Genomic DNA, 10,538 nt, shown 5'->3' with positions numbered 1-10,538 from the left:
CCGTCCGGCGGGCGTTGGCCCCGAAGCGAGGGCGGTGTTTAGCCAGCGCCCCGGAGAGTCGCAACCGCAAAAGCGATCGGATCAATCGTACGCTGGCCTTATCCTGTGCGCGGATCTGTGCATGGATCCAGGAGCGCGCCGCTCACGGGCCGCTTGCGCCATCCCCTCCCCTGCCTCCATAGACCTTTATATATATAGAGAGGCCCCGCACCCATGCTGTCCCAGAAAGCCCGTTACGCCCTGCGCGCCATGATCGAACTGGCCCGCGAGAGCGGCCAGGTCACGGCCGGCGAACTGGCCGTGCGGGCCGACGCGCCCCGCAAATTCCTGGAGGCCATTCTTCTTGCATTGGCCCGCCAGGGCCTGGTGGCCAGCCGGCGCGGCAAGTTCGGCGGCTACCTGCTGGGACGGGACGCCCGGGAGATCAGCTTCGCGGAGATCATCCGCCTGGTCGATGGGCCGCTGGCCCTGACCCCCTGCGTCAGCCGCACGGCCTTCCGGCGCTGCGAGGACTGCCGCGACCTGGCGACCTGCGCGCTGCGCGAAGCCCTGCTGCGAGCCCGCGACGCCACCGCCGCGGTTCTGGAGGGCTACAGCCTGGCCGACGCGGTCAACGGTTCGGGCGCCGAACTGCTGGGCGAGTCAGGGCGCTGACGCACTCCATATAGCGCGCCCTATATATAGAGTGTGGCGCGGGGCCTTCCCGGCCCCACCCACGACGGCCGGTCAGCCCGCCGCGATATAGGCCTTGAGGCCGTCGGCCTCGGCCTGAGTCTCGCGGATCTTGTACTTCACCAAGTCGCCGATCGAGATGATGCCGGCCAGGCGCTTGCCCTTGCAGACGGGCAGGTGGCGAATCCGCCGATCAGTCATCCGTTCGAGCAGGGCGTCGACCGTCTCTTCGGGCTGGGCGAAGACCACGTCGCGGGTCATGCAGGCCGAGATCGGCTTGGTCAGGGCCGCGGCCCCTTCCTCGGCGATCACCCGCACGATGTCGCGTTCCGAAAGGATGCCGGCGATCGTCTCGTCATCCTCGAGCACGACCATCGCGCCCACCTTGCGGGTATGCAGCAGGGCCGCCGCCGCGCCCACCGTCTCGTTCGGCGAGGCGGTGAACACGAGATCACCTTTGTCTTTCAGGATCTGAGAAACCAGCAAAGCCTAATCCTCCCTGACAAATTCGTTTTGACGAGGGTCTCGCAAAGCGCGTCCCGGATCAATGGGCTGCATTAGTGTCGCGGTTCGACCCCAGGTCACCACACGGCGATTCACCTTAACCAAATCGCGAGACCTTTGGGGTTACACCGAACGCTGTCCGATTTTGGCACGAGGGTTGCTTAACCCTCTCGTGTCGGCGTTCGCGGGGGTTGAGATGGTCAATCAGAAGAAGAAACTGCCGGGTGGCGACCTGTCGCTGGCCCTTTGCTCGGCCATTCTGACCCTGTCCGCCACCGGCGTCGCCCAGGCCCAGTCGATGGAAACCAATTCCGCCGGGTTCAACGCCGGCTACGGCCGCGTCGCCGGCTCGGAAAACCACGTCGTCCAGTATTCGACCCGCGACGCCAACGGCAACCGGGTGATCGTCGACGGCGTGATGCTGACCGGCGCCGACCAGAGCGTCTACTCCTCCAGCCATTCGTCGGGCTCGCTGGACAGCTACTCCGGGGTCGGCGGTTACGGCAGCTATGGCGGCTCCACCGCGATCGGCAACAACCTGACGGTCATCACCCAGGGCAACAACAACACGGTGATCGTCAATTCCACCCAGACCAACAACGGCAACGTTAGCGCCGGAACCAACGTCAACAACGGAAGCTCGGGCAATGGCCGCTAAGCGCCTCTCCCTCCTGCTGGCGAGCGCCTGCCTGGCGCTGAGCGCCTGCGGAAGCGTGCCGACCCCGATGGGCAACGGCAACTACGCCACGCCGATCGGCTCGGCGCCGGTCACCGCCAACCCCACGCCCTATACGGCGGGCCTGGTCTGCCTGGCCCAGTACGCGCGCACCAACCGCGTCGTGGCCCCGCGCGTCGCCATCGGCCGCATCGCCGACTATACCGGCAAGGAAGAGTCCGACGGCTCGGGCCGCAAGGTGACGCAAGGCGCCTCGCTGCTGGCCATGACCGCCTTCGCCAAGGCCGGCATGCCGATGGTCGAGCGCTTCGACACCTCGGTGTCGGAGTACGAGCTGAAATACGCCAACAACAAGCTGATCTCCGACAACCCCAAGCCCGGGGCCGACGTGCCGGCCGAGTATCGCAAGATCCTGGCGGGCCAGGTGCCCGGCTCGGACTTCTACGTGGCCGGCGGCATCACCGAGCTGAACTACAACATCCGCTCGGCGGGCGTTGACGCCTATGTCGGCGACAAGGACACCGACGGGCTGAAGGGCAATTTCCGCCGCCGGGTGTTCATCATGAACATCGCCCTGGACCTGCGGCTGATCAACACCCGCACGCTGGAGGTGGTCGACGTGATCTCCTACCAGAAGCAGGTGGTCGGCCGCGAGATCAGCGCCGGGGTGTTCGACTTCCTCAACGGCAACATCTTTGACATTTCCGCCGGCCGCGGGGCCCTGGAGCCCATGCAACTGGCCGTGCGCTCGCTGATCGAGCGGGCGGCGATCGAGATGAGCGCCAACCTCTACGGCATGCCCGGCCCGCAAAGCTGCCTGCAGTACGACCCCTACGCCGCCAATACGGTCGGGGCGACCGGGGCCTTCGTCCCCGCCTACAACAACCTGGGAACCAACAATGCGCAAACCCGCGAAGACCCGTCTCGCTGGAATGATCGCAGCGATCCCAATGTGCGTGATGCTGGCCGGGGTCGCTACTAGCCAGACCGTTCCCAGCCAGGGTTCGAACGACCAGCTGAACCTCGGCGACATCAATGCCGAGCAGACGCTCAACGTCGTCACCGCCGAGGACGTCTCCGCCCCCACCACGGCGGGCGGCAACACGTTCGGCATGACCGTCTACGGCGCCGACGGCGGCCTGACCTCCAACCAGGACAACCGGGGCGGCGTCCTGGCCCACGGCGTGGTCAATGTCAGCGACTCGATGGGCGTCGCCACCGTCACCTCGACGGCGGTCGGCAACAGCGGCACGGCCACGGCGGCCGCCGGCACGCTGACCGGCTTCATGGTCCAGACCAACACCGGCGCGGTCACCGCCCGCAGCCAGATCGAGGGCGAGACCGCCCAGGCCGGCGACGTCGTCGAAAGCAGCCTGGCGGCCGGCAACAGCCAGGGTCTGACCCTCAACAACGGCTCGATGGGCGCGCGGGTCAGCCAGAACAACCAGGCCGACGTCGCCGCCGACGGCGGGGCGATCATCCAGTATGTCGCCGGGACCGCCGTGGTGGCGGGCACCGCGGCCGGCAACAACATCGACCTGAACGGCGCCAACCAGTCGGCCGCCCGGGTGATCACCGACCAGAACAACGGCGCGGCCAATGTCACCGCCACCCAGTTCACCGCCTATGGCAACAGCAACACCACCGTCACGGCGGCCACCGCCTCGGGCAACAACCTCAACGCCGCCAATACGGGCCCGCTGCTGGACGTGGCCTCGCACCAGTACAACACCGCCTATGTGCGGGCCCAGGCGCAGGAGACCTCCTACGAGTTCGGCTCCGCCCAGGCCACGGCCTATGGGGTCGGCAACTCGGTGATGGCGGGCAACTACGGCCCGGGCCTGGTGCTCGACAACGTCCAGGTCAATGACGGCGGCGGCGTCGAGGTGATCGCCAGCTTCGAGGGCAATAACGGCTACGACGCCGGGGCCTCGGCCACGGCGATCGGCAACGCGGTCACCGGCTATGTCTGCAACCAGTGCAGCGGCACGATGAACGCCACCAACAGCCAGTCCAACAATGTCGACGTCAGCGCCCGCTCGACCATCACCATGGGCGGCGGTGGCCGCTCGATCGTCGGGGTGGCCACGGCGACCGGCAACAACGCCAGCTTCTCGGTGACGAACTCGGGGCATTAGGCGGCGGATACGATCCATCGACCTCGGGCTTTCGCTGCGAGTTGGTTGAGGAGGCGCGGAGCGGCCGGGCCAAGCCCGGAGACCGTGAGTGTTGTGTTTGCGTTTCGGCGTGGACCGACCGCTCCGCGAAACCGTTGTTCTCGAGGGACGGCGACTGTTCCCCCTCGGACGGGCAGGATCAAAGTCGCCCGGAAGGGGCCGTCAGCGACTCCGACAGATCCTGGAACAGGCCGGTTTGAACCTCCCGGCCCCGTCGACCCGCCTGTCCCGCCATCGTCCCCGACAAGCCTTGGAGCCTTCTGAGCTCCGCCACCCGCCGCGGTCCGATCGCCAGGCCCAGGCGGCCCCGCTCGGTTCCATCTCCATCGCCGCTTCGGGTCGGTACCAAGCGCCCTCCTCCGCGACGGAGACNCCGCCGCGGTCCGATCGCCAGGCCCAGGCGGCCCCGCTCGGTTCCATCTCCATCGCCGCTTCGGGTCGGTACCAAGCGCCCTCCTCCGCGACGGAGACGGGGTCCAGTATGGGCGGGGTGCAAGTGCTGGCGCGTTGGTGACGCTGATTATTTTTCAGGGCGTTGAGATCGTTTGGGTTTTCGTCGGCTCTGGCGGGGATAGTTACCGCTCGATCCCCCTCGAAACCCCTCTCTCTTTGAGAGAGGGAGGGGCCCGCCGCCGCAGGCGGTGGGAGGGTGAGAGGTTTCACCGCTGCCGGAAAATCTCGATTCCCAAGTCTCCCGGGCCAGGCTCTGGCCATGGACAAGACCGCCAACGCCCGTCGTCCGCGCCGGAACCAGACCCTGGCCGAGAAGATGCTCTGGACCCTCGTGCGCAATCGCCGCCTGGGCGGGTTCAAGTTCCTGCGGCAGGTGGCGATCGACCGCTACTTCGCCGATTTCGTCTGCGAGGCGGCCAAGGTGATCGTGGAACTGGATGGCCCGACCCATGACGGTCGCGAGGTCCATGACAGTCGTCGCACCGAGATCCTGGAGTTGTTCGGATACAGCGTGGTGAGGTTCCGCAACGAGCGGGTCCTGGCCGACCCGGGCGGGACAGCGGACGACATCCTGGCGGTGCTCCGGTCGGAGAGGGTGTAACCTCTCACCCTCCCACCGCTTCGCGGCGGGCCCCTCCCTCTCTCTAAGAGAGAGGGGTACAGGAGCGTCCGCAAACGGTCGTGTGCAGCCAGAAGCACACACACACCCCTTTCGGCCACTCCACGGCCCCGCCACCGGCGATACTTTCCCTCCATTGAGACACATACGTTGGGAACTGCTCGGACGGCGCCAACCCTCGGCTACCGAGCCGCCCACGCCCGTCACCGCCAATGAGGCAGGACCGCCCCGGCGGCGCCTTGCTTGCGTCACGTCGCACGGCCAAGGTGGCGGACCGATATCGATCACCCCCAAGGTCATCCATGATCCGCGTTTCGCGCCTGGCGCTTGTTCTCTCCGCCGGGCTTAGCCTTTCCGCCTGCGGAACGATCTCGAAAATCAAGCCGGACCAGGCCCGCCCGACCGCGACGGCGGCGCCCGCCCCGGCCGCGCCCGCCGGCCCGACGATCGATGCGGTCAAGCCCGGCCAGTGGCCCCAGGCGGTGTCCGACGTGACGCCCGATCCGCGGGTGCGGTTCGGGGTGCTGCCCAACGGCATGCGCTACGCCATCCAGAAGAACGCCACCCCGCCCGGCCAGGCCGCCCTGCGCCTGTGGTTCGACGCCGGTTCGCTGATGGAGACCGACGAGCAGCAGGGCCTGGCCCACTTCCTTGAGCACATGGCGTTCAACGGCAGCAAGAACGTGCCGGAAGGCGAGATGACCAAGATCCTCGAGCGCCACGGCCTGGCCTTCGGCGCCGACACCAACGCCTCGACTGGCTTCAGCGAGACCGCCTACCAGCTGGACCTGCCCAAGACCGACGACGACACCGTCGACAACTCGCTGATGCTGCTGCGCGAGGCGGCCGGCGAGCTGACCATCGCCCCCGACGCCGTCGATCGCGAGCGCGGCGTGGTGCTGTCGGAGGAGCGCAGCCGCGACACGCCCGGCTACCGGGTGTTCGTCAACACCTTCGCCTTCCAGCTGGCCGGCCAGCGGCCGCCGGAACGCCTGCCGATCGGCCAGGCCGAGATTCTCAAGACCGCCCCGGCCCAGCGCATCCGCGACTTCTACGAAGCCTGGTACCGGCCCGAGAACGCCGTGGTCGTCGCCGTGGGCGACTTCGACGTCGACGCCATGGAAGCCAAGATCAAGGCCCGGTTCGGTGACTGGAAGGGCCAGGGTCCGGCCGGAGTCAAGCCGGCGCTCGGCGCCGTCGCCAAGCGTGGCCTGACCGCCAAGGTGCTGGTCGAGCCCGGCGCCCAGCTGTCGGTGCAGATGTCGTGGGTGACCCCGCCGGACCTGGAGCTGGAAACCCGCGCCAAGGACAAGGCCGAACTGGTCAAGGCCCTGGGCTTTTCGGTGCTGAACCGCCGGCTGCAGGTGCTGACCCGCTCGGACGACCCGCCGTTCATCGTCGGCGTGGCCATGCAGAACGACCAGGAGCACGCCGCCCAGATCACCACCCTGGCCGCCACCGCCCAGCCCGGACGCTGGAAGGAGGCGATGACCGCCCTCGACCAGGAACAGCGCCGCGTCGCCCAGTACGGCGTGCGCCAGGACGAGCTGGACCGCGAGATCGCCGCCATGCGTTCAGGCTTCGTGGCCGCGGCGGCGGGCGAAGCCACCCAGCGCACCACCGCCCTGGCCGGCGCCATCGTCGGCTCGCTGGGCGACAAGGAGGTCGTCACCAGCCCGTCCCAGAACCTGGTGGTGTTCGACGAAGCCGTTAAGGGCCTGACCGCCGACACCGTGTCGGCCGTGCTCAAGGCGCAGTTCGCCGGCAGCGGCCCGCTGATCACCGTCCCGACGCCCACCCCAATTGAAGGGGTCGCCATCGAGGGGGCCGAAAAGACGGTGGCCGACGCCTATGTCGCCTCCGGCAAGACCCCAGTCGCCGCCCCCGCCGCGCCGGGGATCACCACCTGGCCCTATGCCAGCTTCGGCGCGATCGGCGCGGTCGCCGAGCAGCGCGACATCACCGACCTGGACACCGTCTTCGTGCGCTTCGCCAACGGCGTGCGCCTGACCGTCAAGCCGACCAAGTTCCGCGACGACCAGATTCTGGTGAAGGCCCGCGTCGGCCACGGCCTGCTGGACCTGCCGACCGACGTCCAGAGCCCGCTGTGGGCCGGCTCTGCCTATATCGAGGGCGGCCTCAAGCAGATCAGCGCCCAGGACATGGAGCGGGTGCTGAACGGCAAGGTGTGGAACGCCGGCCTGGGGGTCGAGGACGACGCCTTCAGCCTGTCGGGCCGCACCCGCCCCGAAGACCTGTCCACCGAGCTGCAGGTGCTGGCGGCCTACGCCACCGAGGGCGGCTGGCGGCCCGAGGCCTTCACCCGCATCAAGACCTATTACAGCACGATCCACGACCAGATGGAGACCACCAGCAGCGGCGTGATGGGCCGCGACCTGGGCGGGCTGCTGCACGGCGGCGACGGCCGCTGGACCTTCCCCACCCGTCAGCAGATCGCCGGCGCCGCGATCGACCAACTGAAGGCCGCGATCGACAAGCCCCTGGCCACCGACGACATCGAGGTGGTGATAGTCGGCGACATCACGGTCGACAAGGCGATCGCCGCCGTGGCCGAGACCTTCGGCGCCCTGCCGACCCGCACCGACACCCCCGCCCCGGCCGGCGCGAACAAGGCCCCTTTCCCCGCCCCCTCGGCCACGCCGGTGGTGCGCTTCCATAAGGGCCGCGCCGACCAGGGCCAGCTGTTCATGGCCTGGCGGACCGACGACCTGTTCGCCAACCTGCAGCGGGCCCGCAACACCCAGATCCTGGCCCAGGTGATGCAGCTGCGGCTGACCGACGAACTTCGCGAGAAGCAGGGAGCCACCTATTCGCCCTCGGCCTCGGCCACCGCCAGCGTCACCTTCGACCACTGGGGCTATCTGGCGGTCAGCGTCGAGGCTCCGCCCGCCAAGATGGACGGCATCGTCGCCAGCATCCGCCAGATCGCCGCCGACCTGCGCGACAAGCCGGTCACCGCCGACGAGCTGGACCGGGCCAAGAAGCCGCGCATCGACCAGATCGAAAAGGCCCGCGAGACCAACGAGTACTGGCTGGGAACCCTGTCGGGCGCCCAGACCGACCCGCGCCTGCTGGACTCCACCCGTTCGGTGATCGCCGGCCTGCAACGGGTGTCGGTCGCCGACGTACAGAAGGCGGCCCAGGAGTTCCTGGGCGACGACAAGTCGTGGACGATGATCGTCAAGCCGGAGAAATAATCCCCTTGATCCGCTCATCCCGGCGAATGCCGGGGTGAGCGGAGGAAAACCGGTCCCTAGCATTCGCCGGCTGAGTTGGTCTGCTCCCGCCCCAAACTCCGCTCATCCCGGCGAACGCCGGGACCCAGATCCTGTAGCGGTGTGGATGACTGGAGGGGTTCAGCGCCCCTGGCGTCAGTCTCAAAGCCATTCCATCTGGGTCCCGGCATTCGCCGGGATGAGCGGATGTGGGGATTCAAGCCAAGAGACGAACGCTCTAACGTTCGCTTCAAGCCCGTGGCGGCGGGTTGACCTCGAAGGCGGGCATGCCATCGGGCAGGGTCAGCCAAGCGTGCTTGTCCTTGGTCCAGACCGACTGTTCCGGCTGGGGAAAACCGGGGTCGCCAAAGGCCCCGATCGCCACCCCGATCAGGTGCGGCATCCGAGCGGGCTCCCAGAAGACGTTCGAGCCGCATGTGCCACAGAAATGGAACGTCACCGGGAAACCGCTCGCGGAGTCGCGGGTGAAGGTCCGCGCCGCGCCTTTCGACACGGTCACCGCACCGCGATCGTAGAACACCGCGATGCTGAAGACGCTGCCCGTCCGGCGCTGGCAGTCCACGCAGTGGCACATGGAAACGCGCCGGGGCTGGCCCATGCACAGGAGTTGCAGCTGAGAGCAGGCGCAGGCGGCGATGCGTTTGCTTGTCGCCACCATGCCGGACCTACCGGCAGGCGATCAGGCTGACCTGATCCCGCCGCGCCTCTACCGGCTTGCCGGCCAGCGCGCCGTAGGCCGCCAGCCCCCACACCGCCAGCACGGCCAGCCATTGGGCGAGGGTGACGCTGTGGGGGGCGGGCTTGCTCATGACCCGGTTATCCGCCGGTTGCGTCCGTCCGGATAACGACTTATCAGCGCTCATCTGTGAGGTTTCGTCACATGGCCGCCCGCTCGCTTCCGCCGCTCAACGCCCTGCGCGCCTTCGAGGCGTTCGGCCGGCGCGGGCGGATGACCCTGGCGGCCGACGAGCTGTGCGTCACCCATGGGGCCATCAGCCGCCAGATCCGCCAGCTGGAAGAGCACCTGGGCGCGCCGCTGACCGAAGGACCGCGCACCCGGCTGGTGCTGACCGAGGCGGGCGTGACCCTGGCCCAGGCCCTGACCCTGGCCTTCGACCAGATCGACGCCGCCATTCCCCGCCCCGTCGCCGCCGCCGACCGCGCGCTGGTGGTCTCGTGCCTGCCGACCTTCGCGATGAAGTGGCTGATCCCGCGCCTGCCGGACTTCGTGGCCGCCCATCCCGACATCCCGGTGCGGATCGTGGAGTCCAACGGCCCGTTCGATTTCCGCGCCGACGGGATCGACCTGGCCATCCGCATGCGCCTGCCCGACGCTCCGCCCTCGCCCGACGCCGAGGTCACGCCGTTCCTCAAGCACCATGTCGGACCGGTGGTGTCGCCGGCCCTCGCCGCCAAGGCCGGCGACCTGGAGGCCCTGGCCCGCCTGCCCCGCCTCCACACCCGAACCTTCATCGAAAGCTGGGCCGAGTGGGAGGCCGCCGCGGGCCTGACCCTGCCGCCAGCCCAGGTGAACCGCGAGTTCGACCACTATTTCTACATGCTGGAAGCGGCCGCCGCCGGCCTCGGCGTGGCCATGGGCCCGTGGGCCTTCGTCGAGGGCGACCTGGCCGCCGGGCGGCTGGTGGCCCCGCTGGGTCTGATCCCCGGACGGGCCCTGATCTGCGCCCTGACGCCCAAGAGCAAGGCCACCAAGGCCGCCCGCCGGTTCCGCGACTGGCTGCTGGCCCAGGGCGCGGCGACCCCGCCACCGCCCGGTTCTCAACAGGCGGGACCGGCCAAAGGCGCAAAACCCCTTACACTTTCGCGGTTGGCGATCTAGTTTCCGCCGACACACAGCGCCCCGGCGCCCCACCGAGACCAGGAGCCCGTCATGGACGCCGCCACCATCGCCAAGCTCGAAGGCCATCTGAAGCGCACCTTCGGCAACCCCCACATCGTCCTCAAGGCCCGTCCCAAGCAGAAGGATTCCGCCGAGGTCGAGGTGAAGGGCGAATTCATCGGCGTCATCTTCCAGGACGAGGACGAGGACGGCTCGTTCATGTTCGAGATGGCGATCCTGGCGGAAGATTTGGAAGGCTAGTTCGGCTTCCGACTTGCCCCCACCTGACCGCTTCGCGGTCTGTCCGCCCCCACAGGGGGCGGAGCGCTCTTCCCCCTCT

11 protein-coding genes are annotated in these 10,538 nt (G+C 68.3%); 8 read left to right on the top strand and 3 right to left on the bottom strand.

What is annotated here, in order from left to right; all coding sequences use genetic code 11:
• Positions 1-213: 213 nt before the first annotated feature.
• The gene (locus tag ASD79_RS04670) at positions 214-654 is read left to right on the top strand and encodes an Rrf2 family transcriptional regulator (protein WP_056719834.1); all 441 of its coding nucleotides are present in this window, start codon (positions 214-216) and stop codon (positions 652-654) included.
• 72 nt (positions 655-726) lie between these two features.
• On the opposite strand, the gene ASD79_RS04665 is transcribed toward ASD79_RS04670, so the two are convergent.
• Entirely contained in the window at positions 727-1,158 is a 432-nt protein-coding gene (locus tag ASD79_RS04665; RefSeq protein WP_056719833.1) for a CBS domain-containing protein, read from the bottom strand.
• 214 nt (positions 1,159-1,372) lie between these two features.
• Here ASD79_RS04665 and hfaA point away from each other — a divergent pair, with 214 nt between their 5' ends.
• The 5 genes from hfaA (at position 1,373) to ASD79_RS04640 (ending at position 8,319) form a co-directional block, all read left to right on the top strand.
• The gene (hfaA, locus tag ASD79_RS04660) at positions 1,373-1,834 is read left to right on the top strand and encodes a holdfast anchoring protein HfaA (RefSeq protein WP_056719832.1); all 462 of its coding nucleotides are present in this window, start codon (positions 1,373-1,375) and stop codon (positions 1,832-1,834) included.
• Positions 1,824-2,834 carry a holdfast anchoring protein HfaB gene (hfaB, locus tag ASD79_RS04655; protein WP_056719831.1) on the top strand — a complete coding sequence of 337 codons (1,011 nt, stop codon included), beginning with the start codon at positions 1,824-1,826 and terminating at the stop codon, positions 2,832-2,834. The genes hfaA and hfaB overlap by 11 nt, the downstream gene beginning before the upstream one ends.
• A complete protein-coding gene (gene hfaD / locus ASD79_RS04650; protein WP_056719830.1) occupies positions 2,803-3,990 on the top strand; it encodes a holdfast anchor protein HfaD in 1,188 nt (395 codons plus the stop codon). The genes hfaB and hfaD overlap by 32 nt, the downstream gene beginning before the upstream one ends.
• Positions 3,991-4,741: 751 nt before the next feature.
• Positions 4,742-5,083, top strand: a complete 342-nt coding sequence (locus ASD79_RS04645; protein ID WP_056719829.1) for an endonuclease domain-containing protein — start codon at positions 4,742-4,744, stop codon at positions 5,081-5,083.
• Between the two features lie 320 nt (positions 5,084-5,403).
• On the top strand, positions 5,404-8,319 hold the full coding sequence (locus ASD79_RS04640; protein ID WP_056719828.1) for a pitrilysin family protein: 2,916 nt from the start codon (positions 5,404-5,406) through the stop codon (positions 8,317-8,319).
• 268 nt (positions 8,320-8,587) lie between these two features.
• Here ASD79_RS04640 and ASD79_RS04635 read toward each other — a convergent pair whose 3' ends face one another.
• Positions 8,588-9,016, bottom strand: coding sequence for a GFA family protein (locus ASD79_RS04635; protein WP_056719827.1), 429 nt, complete (start codon positions 9,014-9,016; stop codon positions 8,588-8,590).
• Positions 9,017-9,023: 7 nt separating this feature from the next.
• Complete coding sequence (locus ASD79_RS24545) at positions 9,024-9,167, bottom strand: hypothetical protein (RefSeq protein WP_200952273.1); 144 nt, start codon at positions 9,165-9,167, stop codon at positions 9,024-9,026.
• Between the two features lie 71 nt (positions 9,168-9,238).
• Here ASD79_RS24545 and ASD79_RS04630 point away from each other — a divergent pair, with 71 nt between their 5' ends.
• Positions 9,239-10,198: a LysR substrate-binding domain-containing protein gene (locus ASD79_RS04630; RefSeq protein WP_056719826.1), complete on the top strand. Its 960-nt coding sequence runs from the start codon at positions 9,239-9,241 to the stop codon at positions 10,196-10,198.
• Positions 10,199-10,249: 51 nt separating this feature from the next.
• Positions 10,250-10,459, top strand: a complete 210-nt coding sequence (locus ASD79_RS04625) for a DUF3126 family protein (protein ID WP_056719825.1) — start codon at positions 10,250-10,252, stop codon at positions 10,457-10,459.
• Positions 10,460-10,538: the final 79 nt, after the last annotated feature.

It is taken from the genome of Caulobacter sp. Root655 (genome assembly GCF_001427665.1).
In the GTDB taxonomy this organism is placed as follows: Bacteria; Pseudomonadota; Alphaproteobacteria; order Caulobacterales; family Caulobacteraceae; genus Caulobacter.
This window is presented reverse-complemented; position numbering and strand designations above follow the sequence as displayed.